Raw genomic sequence first — 16756 nt, 5'->3', positions numbered from 1 at the left:
TCAGAAAATGGTCTGGGCAAACAGTCAGAATTTAGTATGACTGTCAATATCAGCTTTTTGGTCCTTCACCCTGTCCAGTTCTTCCGTGGCCTCTCCCCGTCCAATGGTCGCCGCCCTGCCTTTACCTGTGGTCTGGGTGGTCCTTGTCATTGCCCTCTTCGCCGCAATGCTGATGAGCCTCACGCTGGGCTTCAAGCTCTATGGGCTCGATCAGGTCTGGCAGGCGCTCTTTGCCTTTGACGGTTCGGAAACGGCAGTCGTTATTTCCAATCTGCGTCTGCCGCGCGCGATCCTGGCGCCATTGGTCGGGGCGGGTCTGGCCATTGCCGGCGTCATCGTCCAGACCTTGTCGCGCAACCGCATTGCCTCGCCCGATACGCTGGGCCTCAATGCCGGCGCGTCCCTTGCCGTTGTGGTGGCCAGCACGGCTCTCGGCGTCAGCTCCCTGCTGGGCCTCTCCATGTCGGCAGCCCTGGGCGCTTTGCTCACGAGCCTCCTGGTCTTTGCCATCGCCGCCGGGGCAGGGGGCCTTTCGCCCATCCGCATTGTGCTGATCGGCGTCACCATTGCCGGCCTCGGCCATTCCATCGTCGAGATCATTCTCACCACCAACGAGGCCCAGCTCCAGCAATTGCTGTTCTGGCTCTCGGGTTCCTTCGTCGACCGGCCGATGACGCTGGCCCAGACCGGTGGACCAATCATTATTGTCGGTGCCGCCCTGGCCCTGCTGCTGTCCCGTGCACTCGATGCCTTGCAAGCCGATGATTCCACGGCCACCAGCCTTGGCGTGCCGCTGGCCCTGGTGCGCGGCACGAGCTTTCTGTCCGTGGCGCTCCTCACCGGCGCTGCCGTATCCATGGCCGGCCCCGTCACTTTTGTTGGTCTGGTCGTACCCCATGCTGCGCGCCGCCTGGTTGGTCTTCGTCATGCCCGCCAGATTCCCGCTGCCGCATTGCTCGGCGCCATCTATGCGACCGTGGCCGATGTCGCCGCCCGCTTCCTCATCTATCCCGTCGAGGCGCCGGTGGGCGCCATAACGGCGGTCGTCGGCGGCGTCGTCCTCCTCATTCTGCTCAAGCGGAGGGCAGCATGAGCGGCCTCACCTCCAACCTCGCTCCGGCGCGTGCGCCAGCGGTTCTTCTCATCATGGCCGTGGCCTTCGTGCTGCTGGCCTTGAGCGGGGTCGCCTTCGGCTCCACCTGGATACCTATCGATCAGGTGACCCGGGTCATCATGGGCGCGGGCGAGAAGACCCAGAACCTGATCGTCCTGCAATTGCGTCTGCCGCGGGTGGTCATCGCGGCGCTTGCCGGTGGCGGCATGGCCGCTGCCGGGTTCCTGCTGCAAAAGATCACGCGGAATTCGCTGGCCTCCCCGGGCGTATTGGGGGTGATCGATGGCGCCGCCCTGGGCGTTGTCATTTTCCTCGCCTTGCTCTCCGACGAATCCAATTCGCTGGTGACCTCCATCGCCTATCAGCCGGTCGCGGCGACACTGGGCGCGCTTGCCGCCATATCGCTGGTCTTCATCCTCTCGGGCCGGCAGTCCTCCTCGGCCATTCGCCTGCTGCTGTTCGGCATCGCCATTGCAGCGGTGGCCAAGGCCATTACCATCGTCATGATGCTGATCGGCCCCATCTATCGCACCAGCCAGGCCGCGCGCTGGATCGCCGGGGCGGTCAACGAGATCAACTGGAGCGAAATCCAGGTCACCGCACTGGCCATGCTGCCTTTGCTGCTCTTGTCCCTGCTCGCTGCCCGGAAACTGCCGCCGGCCGATCTCGACGAGGTCTCGGCGCGCGGCGTCGGCCTCGATCTGCCGGTATTCCGCATCCTGATCTTCGCCCTGGCCGCAGCGCTGACCGCGGTGTCCGTGGCCTTTGTCGGTGGCGTCGGGTTCATCGGGCTCATGGCGCCGCACCTGGCGCGCCTGCTCGTGGGCCGCAATGTCTATGCCGGTCTTGCCGGCAGCTTCCTGCTTGGCGCCATCATGCTGGTATCAGCCGACCTGATCGTCCGGGTGGTCTTTGCCCCCATCGAAGTTCCCGCCGGCACCGTCACCGCGGTCATCGGCGCTCCCTATTTCCTCTTCTTGTTGATGGGCAGGCAACGCCATGACGGATAGCGCAGTGGATCATCGCATCTCGGTCGACAATCTCAGCCTGGCCTATGGCACGGTCAGCGTGCTCAATGCCCTGTCGCTGCCCATTCCCAAGGGCAAGATCACCGTTCTGGCCGGCCCCAATGGCTGCGGCAAATCCACCTTGCTCCGCGCTATCCGGCGCCTCCACAAGCCGAGCGGCGGCCAGGTGCGGCTGGGCGATGTCGATATCGCCACGCTCAATGACCGCATGCTGGCCCGCCAGATCGGCTTGCTTGCACAAAGCCCATCGGCGCCCGACGACATGACGGTCGAGGAACTGGTGCGGCTGGGCCGCTATCCGCATCAATCCATGATGCAGCCCTGGAGCGCCGACGACGCCGCCGCGCTCGACCGCGCCATGGCAGGCACCGGCGTTGCTCATCTGCGCAAGCGCCGGCTGGGTTCACTTTCGGGCGGCCAATTGCAACGCGTCTGGATCGCCATGGTCCTGGCGCAGGAAACCGATGTGGTCTGCCTCGACGAGCCGGTCAACCATCTCGATATGGCCCATCAGCTCGATTGCCTCGATCTCGTGCGCCAGCTCAATGTTGAATTCGGTCGTACCGTGGTTCTCGTGCTGCACGATCTGAACCTGGCCGCGCGCTATGCCGACCGGCTGGTTTTCCTGCGCGATGGCGCCATCGCCGCCTCGGGCACGCCCGAAGAGCTGATGACCGAGGCCCGGATCGCCGAAGTCTTCGACGTGCAATCCATGGTCATCACCGATCCGGTCCATGGCCGCCCGCTTTGCATTCCCCTGCGGACACAGAGCGCGGGCGCCGCGGCGGCGTAGGAGAGACCTCCAACGCCTTCCCATCACCAGCGCCTCCCTCGGGCTCGACCCGAGGGCCACTCTCCCCTCGGCACAAGTAGCGAATGACCCTCGGGTCAAGCCCGAGGGAAGCGACTGCGATTATGACGAGAAGGTGCCTGCCGACCTTACCTCGCCCGCGCCGACCAGATCGGGGCCGGCACATAGGAAAATTCCCTGTCGAACGGATATTGCGGCACGCTTTTATGGTTGCGCACCAGCCGTTCGACGAATTGGTCCACCACGCCTGGCGACAAGGCCATGAGGCTTGGATTGGCAATGGGACCGAGATCGGGTGAGAGATAGCCCGATTTCACCACCACGATCCTGGCCAGGCGCGGGTCGAGCCCGAGCCGGGTAAAGTCCGGGATATTGTGGAAGGGCCGCCGGCGAACCGTCAGCACCAGGTCGATCCCACCGATCCGCACCACGGCCTCGCGCAGCCGCGCATCGTCCGTTTCGAGCAGGAAGATGACCTCCGCTTCGGCCTCGACCGGTTGGCTGCTGGTGTCGAGGCTCCCCCCGATCCGCAGGGCAATCTTGGCCCCCACGCCCGCCGCATAAGCCGCCTCGGTCGCCGCCTTGTCGGCAATGCCGGCAAACACCACGCCCTGCGCGTCCCTCGCGATCAGCGCCGCCAGAACTTCGGCGCGATCGCCCACGCCGCCACCAGTCGGGTTATCCCCCGATTCCGCCAAGACGACAGGCCCCGTTTCCGAAGTCACCGCCCAGTCGACGCATTCCTCGATACTGCCTGTCTTCGTCCCAAAGACGAAATCGCTCCGAATATCCCAGTAATTCTGCGCCAAAGCCGCGGCGGCCTTTTCCATGGCGGAACGATCCGTGCCGGTAATCACCGCGCAGGCGGTCGCCCGTGGCTCGTCCGCCCAGACATAGCCCACCTGGAACGAGGCATCCCAGATGCCTGTCGGGTCTTCGGTCTGCTGCAATTGCGAATAAAAGGTCCGCGCCGGCTCGTCCTGCGTACTGGTCCGCTCGCCCGGCAGCAGTACAGGCACCGGAGCCCAGACCAGGGCCGGACGCTGCCCCGTCCGCAAAGCGCGCACCAGCATGGTCACTGCCCGGCGCATCGTATCGGGCACGTCGATATGCGGCGCCGTGCGATAGGTGGAAAAAATGTCGAGGCTGTCGACGATCCGTTGGCTGACATTGCCATGGAGGTCGTAACTTGCCGCGATCAGCACATCGGGCCCGACCACTTCGCGTACCGCGGCAATGAAATCACCCTCGGCATCGAACAGCCCCTCAACGAACATGGCGCCATGCATGGCCAGATACACCCCATCCAGCGGCAGGGCGCTTTTGAGGCCATCGAGGATTTCTCCCTTCCAGCGCTCATAGATGCCCCGCTCCACCGGCCCGCCGGCAATGGCCCTTGCATGCAGGATGGTGATGAACTCGGGCGGAAAATGTGTCAGGAAATCGAAATAGGCATCCTTGAGCATGCTGGGGCCGCGCAAGATGCGAAAATCGGCCTCGCGGGCCAGCACGGGATTATAAGTGCTGCATTCGGTATGCAGCCCGGCAACGGCAATACGCATCTAAAGAACTCCGGGAACTTCTGCTTCAGGATTATGGGCGGGCGCCCTGCTGTTGACCATCAGCCGTCCGGTCAGCAACAGGCTCACCAGCAATACCGGCACCAGCGCCAATAGGCCCATGCGCATATCGGCATGTTCGGCGATGAACCCGATCACCGGTGGACCGACGAGAAAGCCGCACAGCGCCACGAACGAGAGGACCGCGACATTGGACGAGGATGGTCTGTCGGTAAGGCTCGCCGCCGCGGTCACCGCCAACGGAAACCCCACCGAAACACCGAGCCCGATAATGGCAAAGCCGAACAGGGCGGCAATCGTATTGGGCGCGATGAAGAGGATTGCCGCGCCCGCCAGGGCCAGCGTGCCGCAGATCCGCGCCGTCGTGACCGCCCCGAACCGTGCCTTGAGCGTGTCGCCGCCAAACCGCCCCGTCGCCACCATGAAGGCAAAGACCGAATAGCCTAGCCCGGCAAGGCCCCCATCGGCACCCAATGCCTCGCGCAGGAACACCGCCGACCAGTCGGCCATGGCCCCTTCGGTCATGGTAATGCCGAAGACGAAAAAGCAGATGCCCAATAGCGCCCAGGATGGCATGGCCCAGGCCGAGCGCTGGCCCGCGGTCTTGTTCTCGCTTTCCGTGGCCAGAACCGGCAGGCGGAGCGCGACGATAATCCCCAGCGGCAGATTGATCGCCGCAACCAGGAGAATTGCCCAGGCCGGCGCCAATCCCAGCGCGGCCAATCCCGAGCCGACAAGGCTGCCCACCATGATCCCCACCGACCAGAAGCCATGCGAGGTGGTCATGATCAGTGAACCGGTCGATTTCTCCACCGCATCGGCCTGCACGTTGAGCCCGAGTTCAAGGAAGGAAATCGACGACCCCGCCAGCATCAGGGCGATAAAGAGCAGTGTGGGGCTGGGCGCAAAGGCCGGCAGGCTGATCGCGATGGCGTAAAACAGAAAGCCGGAAAGGATTGCCATGCGCGGTCCGATCCTGCCCACCAGGGGGCCGGCAAAGGGCAACGTCAGCAGCGTGCCGCAGGGCAGTCCCAATAGCGTAAAGGCCAGTGCGGCTGGCCCCAGGCCCAGCGCCTGCTGCACATCGGGAATACGCGGCAACCAGGAGCCGAAGGCAAGCGGCTGCAGGAAAAACACCAGCATGGTCAGCCGCTGGACGCTCAATCCCCCCATGATCGATCAGCCCTTTCGTGGCGTTCCCATCGGGAAGGGCAGGTAGCCGGCAAAGCCAGTCAGCTTCCAGGCGCCGGAAACCTTGCGACAGAAATAGAGCGTCTGCCAGTTCATGATTTCCTTGCCGCCATCGGCCAGGGCAATGGTGCCGTCGAACTTCTTGTGGGCGATGGCGATGTCGCCATTAATCTCGATGTGTTGCAAATTGGTGTTGCGGAAAATGGCCAGGCGCTGGTCCTCGGCATATCTAACTTTCTGGCCCTCGCTCGCCTGGCGCAACCATTCGTCGCGATAGGCCTCCAGCGTCGGAAAGCCGATCTTCCAGCTATCGGGATTGTCCGATCCCCCGCCATTGATCCCCAAAAACCCCTCGCGCACGAAATCGCCATCGACCATGCTCCAGTCGGCGCTGACAAAGGCGTCGATGTCGCGCTCCATCAGCATGGTCCAGATAGCGCCGCGATCGGGGTCGTTGGGGAAAGGGTTGGTGGTGTGGCTCATCTGGCTCTCCCGGGCCTCAGGCCTGGCGCCCGCGCAATTGCGGGCAATGGAGCCTGACTCTGTTATAAATTTTCATTTCTGGCCTCTATGCGAAACTCGATTTGAGGCACGTACATAGATACCAATTCGAGCATGCTGCCCTTTTCCGGTAAGCTTGTCCACAGCGAAAACTTCAGCAAAATCGGGGAAAACGCTCAGGTTTTCGGCAGAATGGCGTTGCTTTGGGCAGGCCCGCTCTCGGTCTAGATTGGTATTGTGGATGTGTCGGATTCGTGTTGACATCCCGTTCAGAACGATCCTAATCTTGAAAATAGTTTACAGAAAACCCGACCAATCCAACAGAGAATGGCGGGAACAGGATGGGCGAATATCTATGCGGGTAGGCATTATCGGTCTGGGCTATCGTCTGGGGTATCTGGCGCGGGTTTTCTCCGCGGCGCGCAGCGATTTTTCGATTGCCGGCTATGTCGATCCTGCCCCTGCCGGCCTGCCCTATGCCACCGAACACGGCGTCAATGTCGGCAAGCAATATGACAGCCTCGAAGCCCTGCTCGATAGCGAACAGCTTGACCTGCTGATGGTCGGCTCGCCCAATCATCTCCATCTCGGCCACATCCGTACCGGCCTCGAGCGCGGCCTCAAGATCTTCACCGAAAAGCCGGTGGTAACCTCAGTCGAGGACACCATGGCGCTGGCCGAGTTGATCGCCCAATATGGCTCGGACAATCTGATGGTTGGCCTGGTGCTGCGCTATGCCCCGCTTTATGTGGACCTGCGCAAGGCCCAGGCCGAAGGCCAGCTTGGCGACATCACCTCCATCGAGGCTTCCGAGCATATCCCGCCCTATCATGGCGCCTTTTTCATGCGCGACTGGCGTCGCTACGAGAAATATTCGGGCAGCTTCATGCTCGAAAAGTGCTGCCACGATCTCGATCTTTACAATGGCGTCATGGGCTGCCGCCCCAAATATGTGTCGAGCTTCGGCGGCCGCCGCACCTTCATTCCCAAGAATGCGCCCCAGGTTTCCGGCATCAACGACATGGAACTCTACCATCGCAAGCCCTCCGGCTGGCAGGGTAGCGATAAGGTGTTCGACAGCGATGGCGACATCATCGATTTCCAGACCGCAATGGTGCAATATGAGAGCGGCGCCGCGCTGACCTTTCACACCAATCTGAACGTGCCTGACGATTTCCGGCGCTTCGCAGTGATGGGAGCCAAGGGCATGGCCGAAGGCGATTTCATCCGCAATTTCCTGCGCGTCACGGACTCGCGTACGTCCGAGCGCCTTGTCGACGCGACCTATAAGACCAGTGGCCTCAGCCAGCACTATGGTGCCGACGAGCAGATGGCCGAGGACATTCTTAAACACATGATCGAGGGCGCCCCCCTGCCGGTCTCGGTCACCGATGCGCTGGAGGCCGGGCTTCTGGCGCTCTCCATGGATCAGGCCATGCGAACCAGAACGGTGGTGGATATGACGCCAATCTGGCAGCAATTCGATGCGGCTTTGGGCCGAGCGAGCTGAGGAGAAGGTAGATGACCGGTACTCGCAGCGCTTCCCTCTTCGCTCTCGCCCTACTGGCTCCCGCCCTCATCTACATTCTGATCATCGTTGCCTATCCGCTGTTCGACACGATCGTCCTCAGCTTCACCAATGCCGCGCTTCGTCCCACCTATGATTTCGTGGGCTGGGCGAATTATCAGCGCATTTTCGGCGCCGGCAATTTCACCGAAGTCATCCTGCGCACCTTCATCTGGACCTTCTTTTCGGTCGCCACCAAGATGATCATCGGCACTTTGGGCGCCACCCTGCTCAATGCCGCCATTCCCGGCCAGACCCTGTTCCGCATCCTCACCATGCCGCCCTGGATCGTGCCCATGGCCATCGGCATTTTCATGTGGGGCTGGATGTATAATGGCCAGTTCGGCATGATTTCGGGCCTCTTGCAGAATTTCGGCATCATCAGCAAGCCATGGCCCATCCTGGCGCAGGGGAACTCGGCCTTCTGGGCCACCATTGTCACCGATGTGTGGATCGGGGTGCCCATGGTGACCATTTATCTCCTGGCCGCCATGCAATCCATTCCCAAGGATCTCTATGAAGCCGCCTGGACCGATGGTGCCGGCCGCTTCTATCGCTTCCGCCGCATCACCCTGCCGCTGATGCTGCCGGCCATGCTGACCATGAGCCTGCTCAGCCTGATCGCCACCTTCAATTCCTTCGATATCATCTGGATCCTGACCCAGGGTGGTCCCTCGGGCTCCACCACCACCATGATCATCGACACCTACAAGACCGCCATGGGTTCCCGCAAATATGGCGAAGGCGCCGCTCGCGCCGTGGTGATCTGCATCTTCGTGTCCATCTTCTGCATCGTCTACTTCCGCGCGGTTCGGAAGCTCTCGCAGGGAGAAGCCAAATGAGCCACCTCGCCCGCACTGCCGCCGCCGACCTTGCCCCGCCCGCCGTTGCAAAAAAGGTCAGGGCCCGTTCCTCCAAGGCCATGATCGACCGCTACAAGTGGTACGAGATCGTCTTGATGTATGCTGGCATGGCGGTGTTCCTGTTCTTCGTGCTGGCCCCCTTCATCGAAGGCTTCCTGGTCTCGCTCAAACCGCTGAGCCAGCTCTTTTCAACGCCCTATAGCTTCATCCCGAAAAACGGCTCCTTCGACGCCTACTTCCAGATGTGGACGTCGGTGCCCATGCTGGGCATGCACATCTTCAACTCCTTCTTCATCTCCTCAGTGGTGACACTGATCGTCGTCGTCATCGTCGTGCCGGCCGCCTATGCCTTTGCCCGCTTCCAGTTTGCCGGGTCGGGGCTGATGCTGGGCGGGTTCCTTGCGGTCAACATGTTTTCGGGCGCCGTGCTGCTCATCCCGCTTTTCCGCCTGATGCGCCAGCTGGGCCTGCTCAATACCTATTGGGCCATGATCGTGCCGGGCGCGGCTTTCCTCATCCCGTCGTCCATCTGGCTGCTGCGCACCTATATGATGCGCATTCCGCGCGAGCTGGACGAGGCCGCCTGGGTCGATGGCGCTTCCCGTCTCTATACTTTGCGCCGGGTCATCCTGCCGCTGGCCATGCCGGGCATTGTCGTGGTCGCCATCATGACCTTCATCGGCGCCTATGCGCAGCAATTCATCTTCGCGCTGACCTTCAATTCCAGGACCGAGTTCATGCCGCTGCCGGTTGGGCTGTTCGCCTTTTTCGGCAAGCAGGAAGTGCAGTGGAACGAGTTGATGGCGGCCAGTTTCGTCGGAATCCTGCCGGTCATGATCGTCATCGTGTTCCTGCAGCGCTATCTCGTCGCCGGCCTCACCGCCGGTGCCGTGAAGCAATAGGGAAAGGCCGGGCGGAAGAAGGGTCCGCTAGGCTGCTCAGTTTGGGTCGGGCTCGTCCCGATCCGAGGGAAGGCGCCTTTCGGGGCGTGCAACAAGGGAGACTAAAAAGTGCAAAAAACGACCGGACTTATCGCGGTATCGCTGCTGGCCCTCGCGGCTTCAGCGCCCGCCGCTTTCGCCCAGGACGTCAAGGAAATCAGCTTTATCAACTGCGGTGACGAGCTGACCGCCGGTTACGCCGACTATTTCAAGGAATGGGAAGCTGAAAATCCCGGCTTCAAGGTCGTTCCCGAAGTCGTCGGCTGGGGCCAGTGCCAGGACAAGGTGACCACGCTCGCCGCCGCCGGCACCCCCGTCGCGCTGGCTTATGTCGGTTCGCGCACGCTCAAGCAGTTCGCCCTCAACGATCTCATCGTCCCCGTGCCGATGACCGACGAGGAAAAGGCCGGCTATTACAATTACGTGCCCGATACCGTCACCTTCGACGGCACCCAGTGGGGCGTCCCGGTCGCTTTCTCGACCAAGGCCTTCTACTGGAACAAGGACGTCTTCGAGGCTGCCGGTCTTGATCCGGAAACCCCGCCCAAGACCTGGGAAGAAGAAATCGCCTTCGCCAAGCAGATCGAAGACAATACCGACTTCGACGGTTTTGGCGTCGTCGCCAAGACCTTCGACAACACCATGCACCAGTTCCTCCATTGGGTTTACACCAATGACGGCCAGGTCATCGATGCCGACGGCAATATCGTGCTCGATTCGCCGCAGAACCTCGAAGCCCTGACCGCGCTCAAGGACATCTCGGCCTATTCCGAAGAAGGCCCGACCGCTTACGAGCAGAACGAAGTGCGCGCCATCTGGCTCGACGGCACGCTGGGCATGATCCATGCCTCGCCCAATGCCGCCAATCTTGCCACCGAAGCCGGCATGAACTGGGGCGTTGCCGCGCTCCCGCTTGGCCCATCCGCCAAGGGCCCGGGCACCCTGCTCATCACCGACTCCCTGGCCGTGTTCAAGGGCTCGGGCGTCGAAGAGCAGGCCACCAGTCTTGCCAAGTACCTGACTGCCGGCGAACGCCAGTGGGCTGCCGAAATGGCCCAGGGCCTGACCCCGCTGCGTCCGCTTGAGCCTCAGACCGCAGAACTGCTCGCCGAGAAGCCCTATTGGGCGCCCTTCCTCGACGGCATCGAATTCGGTGGTCCCGAGCCGCTGTTGACCGACTATGTCGGCCTGCAGAACGTGATGATCGAAATGGTTCAGTCCGTCGTGACCGGCGCTGCCGAACCGGCCGCTGCCCTCACCACGGCCGCGGGCGAACTCGAGCAGTACAAGTAGCCTGAACATTACCGGCCGTCGCCCTTTGGGCGGCGGCCATCCGATCCCTTTCGACCGCCCGCGGCCTCGTGCCGCCGCCCGGAGACGCAGTGCCATGTCCCAGCTCAGCCTCAAGCAACTTGAGAAAAGCTTCAACGAAGCCCGGATCATCAAGGGGATCGATCTCGAAGTCTCCGAAGGCGAGTTCGTCGTCTTTGTCGGTCCCTCCGGCTGCGGCAAGTCGACCCTGTTGCGCATGATCGCCGGGCTCGAGGATGTCAGCGCCGGCGAAATCACCATCGGCGGCAAGGTCGTCAACGATCTGCCCCCCGTGCAGCGCGGCATTGCCATGGTGTTCCAGTCCTATGCGCTTTATCCGCATATGACCGTGTTCGAGAACATCGCCTTCCCGCTGCGCGTTGAAAAACTGCCCAATGACGAGGTCAATGCCCGGGTACACGCCGCAGCCAAGGTGCTGCAGCTCGAGCCGCGCCTGCAGCACCGCCCCGGCATGCTTTCGGGCGGCCAGCGTCAGCGCGTCGCTATCGGCCGCGCCATCGTGCGTCAGCCCAAGATTTTCCTCTTCGACGAACCCCTGTCCAATCTCGATGCCGCACTCCGCTCGGAAATGCGCATCGAGCTGATGGAGCTGCATAAGCGCCTGGGTTCCACCATGATCTATGTGACGCACGATCAGGTCGAAGCTATGACCATGGCCGACAAGATCGTCGTGCTCGATGCCGGCGTGATCGCCCAGGTCGGCTCACCGCTGCAGCTCTATCATAAGCCGGACAATCTCTTCGTCGCCGGCTTTATCGGCAGCCCCAAGATGAACTTCATCAATGGCAAGGTAACCTCGGCCGACGGCGAAACCGCCACGGTCGATCTCGGCACCCTGGGCACCATCGCCTTGCCGCGCCAGTCGAAGGCCGTCAACGGCCAGTCCGTGACCCTGGGCATCCGCCCCGAACATCTCAGCCTCGACAAGGGCGACTTCACCCTCACCATCACCCCCAAGATCGTCGAACATCTGGGCATCCATACCGTGAGCTATGCCGATCTGCCCGCCGGGGAGCATTTCGTCGCCCTGTTCGAAGGCGACCCCAAGGTTGCAGAAGGGCAGGCCGTCGCAATGAGCTTTGCCATCAACCAGGTTCATTTGTTCGACGAAAAGGGCCTGGCAGTCTATTAGCAGCTCGCCCGAGGCGGAGGAGAGCATCATGCTGGATATCGTCGGTCTGTTGCAGACCGAGAAGAACGAGTTCACGCGGTCGGAGCGCGCCCTGACCGAAATCGTGCTCGCCGATGTCGATAGCGTGCTCAAAATGTCTATCGTCGACCTGGCCGCCCAGGCCGATGTCTCCCCGCCCACCGTCACGCGCTTCTGCCGGCGCCTGGGCTGCGATAGCTATGCCGATTTCAAGGTGCGCCTGGCCCAGTCCCGTTTCGTCGGCCAGCGCTATCTGGCTCCTGCCGCCAGCCCCTCCAATGTGCGCGAGATCGCCCAGGGCGTGGTCAATGGCATCCAGTCCATCATCTACGAAACCTTCGAACACCTCGATTTCGGCGCTGTCGAACGCGCCGCTGAAAGTATCGCCAAATCCAATTTCGTGCTGGCTTTCGGCTCCGGCGGCGCCTCCTCGATGATGGCTGGCGAAATCGAGACGCGGCTGTTTCGCCTCGGCCTCAAGGTTGCCTCCACCGAAGATCATCAATTGCAGATGATGCGCGCTGCCTCCGCCCCCGCCGGCACCGTCATCGTGGCCTTTTCGCTTTCGGGCAATAATGCGCAATTGGCCAAGACGCTCACCGTCGCCGGCGAATATGGGCTGACCCGCATCGTCGTTACCCGCTCGGCCTCCATGGTCTCGGCCCAGTCCGATATCCTGCTGCCCGTCAACTGGCACGAGAACATCGACATTCTCCGTCCCACCCCGGGCCGCTACGCCTTTCTCGCCACGGTGGACGTTCTCGCCCAGACCGTCGCGACCCGCCTTGGCGCCTCTGCCGTCGCCAGCATGCGGCGCATCAAGCACCAGCTCGTCGTCAATCGGGACGGCGACGACGCCCAGCCCCTCGGGGACTGAGCCCTCCTTCCACTCCTGCCTTGGGATCCAAGCACATGACTGCCGGCTATTCTTTGTCGCTCGTAACCACCTGGACGCCCGCCAGCGAGGGGGAAGCGCTCGCCTATGGCATCGAGCTCACCAATAATGGCGATGCGCCCCTCAAGGATTTCACCCTCGGTTTTTCGGGGCCGGCCCGCATCGATCCGCACGCGACCCTCGAAAATGGCAAGCTGCTCAAGCGCCTCTCCAATCACACCCTGATCGCCCCGCCAGACGGCTTCGTGCTGCAGCCGGGCGAAACCTGGAAGGCTGTCGCACGCGGTCTCTCCTATGGCCTGCGCCATTGGAGCGACGGCGCCAATTCCGGTTACGTTGCCCTGGCCGACGGCACCATCATTTCCCTGCCCACCGCCCCCACTCAGGGCAAGGGGCACAATTCCCCGCTGCTCAAGGGCGCGATACGGTTCAAGGTTCCGGCCAAGGCGCCGGTCCCCGTTTCGATCATCCCCTGGCCCAAATCCGTTGCCACCACCGGCGCCCGCATTGCCCCGCCCGGCTTCGACCTGCAGCCACAGGGTGACGACGCCGCCAAAGCCGCCCAGGCCTTCGCCACGCTGGTCGGCGATCTCTTCCCCGTCGAGGCTATTGTCCGCCCCGCTTCCGAGGCCGGCATGCCCGTCGCGGTCGAGCACAAGGCTGGCCTGGGCGCCGAGGCCTATGAAATTGCCTTTGCCGACAATGCGGCGACGGTTTCGGCCACCACCCGGCAGGGCATGTTCTATGGCCTGGTTACCCTGGGTCACATTCTGCGGGGCGCAAAACTCCATCCGCAGACCTTCCTCTTCCCTACCGGCGGTACCATCACCGACGAGCCCGGCTTTACCTATCGCGGCTGCCATCTCGATGTGGCGCGCCAATTCTATACCGGGGCCGAAGTCGGCCGTCTCATCAAGCTCATGGCCTGGAACAAGATGAACAAGTTCCACTGGCATCTCAGCGAAGACGAGGCGTGGCGCCTCGAAATCGAGGCCTACCCCGAACTCACCGAAATCGGCGCCTGGCGCGGCCACGGCAAAGCCCTGCCGCCGCTCTTGGGTTCCGGCCCGCAGCCGACCGGCGGCTATTATTCCAAGGCAGTGGTGCGCGAAATCGTGGCTTTGGCCGATAGCCTCGCCATTACCGTGATCCCCGAAATCGACGTCCCCGGCCATTCCTACGCCGTGCTGCAATCCCTCCCGCAATTGCGCGATCCCAACGAGGTTGGCGAATACCAGTCGGTGCAGGGCTTCCCCAATAACAGCCTCAACCCCGCCTATGAGCCGGTCTATACCTTCATGGAAAAGGTGATCGACGAGGTGCTGGAGATGTTCCCCGCCGGCATCTTCCATCTCGGCGCCGACGAGGTTCCGCTCGCCGCCTGGTCCGGCTCGCCACTGGCCCTCGACATGATCGAAAAGCTCGGCGGTCCCGCTCTCCGCAAGAAGCACGAAGCCCAGCTCAACGTTCTGGGCAACCATCACGGCGCCGACGAGATCGAGGGTTCGCCTACCGCGCTCCTGCAATCCGAATTCATCCGTCGCGTGCATGAGTATATCGCCTCCAAGGGCGCGGTGACCGGCGGCTGGGAAGAGGCGGGCCATGGCGACAAGGTCGACAAATCCAAGACCTTCCTCATCGGCTGGCGCAATGTCGAGATCAACGCCGCCCTGGCTGAACGCGGCTATGACATGGTCGTTTCCCCAGGCCAGCGCTACTATCTCGACATGGCCAATGGTCAGGCCTGGGCCGAGCCGGGCGCCGGCTGGGCCGGCTGGTCAGGCCCGCAGGAAACCTATGAATTCGAGGCCCGCGAAGGCTGGACCGAAAACCAGCTCAAGCACCTGCTTGGCGTCCAGAGCTGCATCTGGAGCGAATCCATGACCGATCGCGCCATCTTCGACCGCCTGGTCTTCCCCCGCCTCTCAGCCGTCGCCGAGGCCGGCTGGACCCTGCCGGAACGCAAAAGCTGGAACCGCTTCAAGGCTTTGGTCGGATTGATGCCGATCATGTACGGCAACTGGGCTGAGGAATAGCAAATACCCCCACCTAACCTCCCCCTGATAGGGGGAGGAACCGCCCGGTGGCTAAAACGCGATCCAGTTTCCAGAGTGGAGAGATCCCTCCCCCTATCAGGGGGAGGCCAGGAGGGGGTACTCCGATGCCTAGGGATAAACCTCACCAAGGATTCTCCATCATCGGCCAGATATCCCGCCGCGCCTTGCGATAAGGCGTCGTCGCCGGATTATTCGGATAGGGCTTCCCCGCCGAGCAATAGACAATCTCCGAGGCAATCCGCGAGAACGAGTCGTAGAAGTGGTTGGTCGACTTGATCAGCAAAATCTTCCGCGATGTCGGCTCGATCCCCATCGCCGAAAACAGGCTCGGATCAAAGCTCTGCGCCCGCGTCGTATTGAGGATCACATCGATCCCGTCAAAGCTGATCCAGGCCGCATCGCCAAATGGTGCAAAGCTCTCCCCAAACCGCATCTCTGCATTGGGCACGAGTTTTTTGACCGTTACCAGTTTGTCTATGGGATGGCCCGTATCCGGCGCCGATTTGGCCCCGAAGCGCAGGGCAATCTCCGCCCCTTCGCCCGCCGCCATACAGATCTGCACCGCAATGGGGTCCCAGATCGTCCCCACCGCCACGTCGGTTACGCCCCGCGCAATCAGCTCGCCCAGGATCACCGTAGCGTCGCCCGCCGGGCCACCACCGGGATTGTCCCACACATCGGCGATCACCACCGGCCCCTTGGTCGCAGCAACAGCCACATCCACCGCCACATGCTCATCCACTTGGGCGACCATGAAGGTGCCGCGCATGGCAAACAGTTCCCGCCCCAGCTTTTCCGCCAGCGCCGCGCCGGTCTCCGGCTGATTGTCGGTCACCGCGATAACCTTGGTCCCCATCTCGGGCACATCGCCCGCCATGAAGCCATGCACCACCGAGAGCGAGAGCACCCCTGCCTCGCTCTGTTCCAGCCCATAAAGCCGGTCCACAAAGCTGCGCATCGGTTCCTTGGAGGTGGGGAACACATCGATCATCCGGCAATCGAACACACTCATCACTGGCGTGATCTCGCCCTTGAGCGCCCGCACCGCGATTGACCACAGGTCACGCGCCCGATCGACAAAGTCGATATGGGGAAATTCCTTGAACACCACGAAAAAATCAGCCGCCGCCACCCGCTTGGCCGTGAGATGGCTATGCGGATCAAGCTCGGCGCAGACCAGCACGTCCGGCCCCACAATCTCGCGCACCCGGGCCAGCAGGTCCCCTTCGACATCGTCATAGCCCTGCGCCACCATGGCGCCATGCAGCCCCAGCACCACGCCATCCACCGGCATGGCCGCCCGTAATTGCTCAAGAATTTCGTCGCGCAAGTCCTCATAGGTCGTGCGCGCCACCAGCCCTGCCGGGTCGGCCCAGCTGGCACTGCCCTCGATCAGCGTCCAGCCCAGCTGTGCACACACTTCGCGGCCCACGGTAATGGGCGCGCTGCACAGGGTCGGCGTTGCCGGATGTTCGCCCGGCTTGGCGTAGAGCGAGGCCTCGAAAGCGCGCTTGTCGATCGCGATCGGGGAAAATGTATTGGTCTCGGTGGCCAGGGCGGCGGTGAAGACACGCACTCGGAACTCGCAAAATGACAATAAAACCGGATGTCCCAAAGGGACGGGACCATGCCAAGCTAGCACAGGGCATATCCCGCAATCACGTAAGAAATTTACATTTCTGCTGTCATTTTTCGCGAGAATTGCCCAATTTCTGGCGATAAGCTC

At 62.3% G+C, this 16756-nt stretch carries 14 protein-coding genes; 10 read left to right on the top strand and 4 right to left on the bottom strand.

Features of this window, described 5'->3' with window-relative positions; translation table 11 throughout:
- Nucleotides 1-85 precede the first annotated feature (85 nt).
- Genes QQL79_RS15405 through QQL79_RS15395 form a run of 3 tightly spaced genes read left to right on the top strand, consistent with a single transcriptional unit; the run spans nucleotide 86 to nucleotide 2935 of the window.
- The gene (locus QQL79_RS15405) at nucleotides 86-1093 is read left to right on the top strand and encodes a FecCD family ABC transporter permease (protein WP_284392363.1); all 1008 of its coding nucleotides are present in this window, start codon (nucleotides 86-88) and stop codon (nucleotides 1091-1093) included.
- Nucleotides 1090-2124: a FecCD family ABC transporter permease gene (locus tag QQL79_RS15400; RefSeq protein ID WP_284392360.1), complete on the top strand. Its 1035-nt coding sequence runs from the start codon at nucleotides 1090-1092 to the stop codon at nucleotides 2122-2124. The genes QQL79_RS15405 and QQL79_RS15400 overlap by 4 nt, the downstream gene beginning before the upstream one ends.
- Nucleotides 2114-2935, top strand: coding sequence for an ABC transporter ATP-binding protein (locus tag QQL79_RS15395; protein WP_284392358.1), 822 nt, complete (start codon nucleotides 2114-2116; stop codon nucleotides 2933-2935). The genes QQL79_RS15400 and QQL79_RS15395 overlap by 11 nt, the downstream gene beginning before the upstream one ends.
- A 146-nt stretch (nucleotides 2936-3081) precedes the next feature.
- Here QQL79_RS15395 and QQL79_RS15390 read toward each other — a convergent pair whose 3' ends face one another.
- Genes QQL79_RS15390 through QQL79_RS15380 form a run of 3 tightly spaced genes read right to left on the bottom strand, consistent with a single transcriptional unit; the run spans nucleotide 3082 to nucleotide 6207 of the window.
- Entirely contained in the window at nucleotides 3082-4515 is a 1434-nt protein-coding gene (locus QQL79_RS15390; protein ID WP_284392355.1) for a M81 family metallopeptidase, read from the bottom strand.
- Nucleotides 4516-5697: an MFS transporter gene (locus QQL79_RS15385; protein WP_284392904.1), complete on the bottom strand. Its 1182-nt coding sequence runs from the start codon at nucleotides 5695-5697 to the stop codon at nucleotides 4516-4518.
- A 15-nt stretch (nucleotides 5698-5712) separates the two neighbouring features.
- Nucleotides 5713-6207: a hypothetical protein gene (locus tag QQL79_RS15380; RefSeq protein WP_284392353.1), complete on the bottom strand. Its 495-nt coding sequence runs from the start codon at nucleotides 6205-6207 to the stop codon at nucleotides 5713-5715.
- A gap of 373 nt (nucleotides 6208-6580) precedes the next feature.
- Here QQL79_RS15380 and QQL79_RS15375 point away from each other — a divergent pair, with 373 nt between their 5' ends.
- The 7 genes from QQL79_RS15375 to QQL79_RS15345 all read left to right on the top strand — a co-directional run bounded on the left by QQL79_RS15375 (nucleotide 6581) and on the right by QQL79_RS15345 (nucleotide 15009).
- Nucleotides 6581-7735 (top strand): Gfo/Idh/MocA family protein, encoded by a 1155-nt coding sequence (locus QQL79_RS15375; RefSeq protein ID WP_284392351.1) that lies wholly within the window; start codon nucleotides 6581-6583, stop codon nucleotides 7733-7735.
- Between the two features lie 11 nt (nucleotides 7736-7746).
- Nucleotides 7747-8634 (top strand): carbohydrate ABC transporter permease, encoded by an 888-nt coding sequence (locus QQL79_RS15370; RefSeq protein ID WP_284392347.1) that lies wholly within the window; start codon nucleotides 7747-7749, stop codon nucleotides 8632-8634.
- Between the two features lie 80 nt (nucleotides 8635-8714).
- Nucleotides 8715-9557, top strand: coding sequence for a carbohydrate ABC transporter permease (locus tag QQL79_RS15365; RefSeq protein ID WP_284392902.1), 843 nt, complete (start codon nucleotides 8715-8717; stop codon nucleotides 9555-9557).
- Between the two features lie 129 nt (nucleotides 9558-9686).
- Entirely contained in the window at nucleotides 9687-10889 is a 1203-nt protein-coding gene (locus QQL79_RS15360; RefSeq protein WP_284392900.1) for an extracellular solute-binding protein, read from the top strand.
- 94 nt (nucleotides 10890-10983) lie between these two features.
- A complete protein-coding gene (locus tag QQL79_RS15355) occupies nucleotides 10984-12060 on the top strand; it encodes an ABC transporter ATP-binding protein (protein WP_284392345.1) in 1077 nt (358 codons plus the stop codon).
- A gap of 28 nt (nucleotides 12061-12088) precedes the next feature.
- On the top strand, nucleotides 12089-12955 hold the full coding sequence (locus QQL79_RS15350) for a MurR/RpiR family transcriptional regulator (protein ID WP_284392343.1): 867 nt from the start codon (nucleotides 12089-12091) through the stop codon (nucleotides 12953-12955).
- Nucleotides 12956-12990: 35 nt separating this feature from the next.
- The gene (locus QQL79_RS15345; protein WP_284392341.1) at nucleotides 12991-15009 is read left to right on the top strand and encodes a beta-N-acetylhexosaminidase; all 2019 of its coding nucleotides are present in this window, start codon (nucleotides 12991-12993) and stop codon (nucleotides 15007-15009) included.
- A 142-nt stretch (nucleotides 15010-15151) separates the two neighbouring features.
- Here QQL79_RS15345 and QQL79_RS15340 read toward each other — a convergent pair whose 3' ends face one another.
- Nucleotides 15152-16606: a M81 family metallopeptidase gene (locus tag QQL79_RS15340; protein ID WP_284392338.1), complete on the bottom strand. Its 1455-nt coding sequence runs from the start codon at nucleotides 16604-16606 to the stop codon at nucleotides 15152-15154.
- Nucleotides 16607-16756: the final 150 nt, after the last annotated feature.

This window comes from Devosia yakushimensis, assembly GCF_030159855.1.
GTDB lineage: Bacteria > Pseudomonadota > Alphaproteobacteria > Rhizobiales > Devosiaceae > Devosia > Devosia yakushimensis.
Note: the sequence above shows the minus strand (reverse complement) of the source record. Positions and strands in the feature narration are given on the sequence as shown.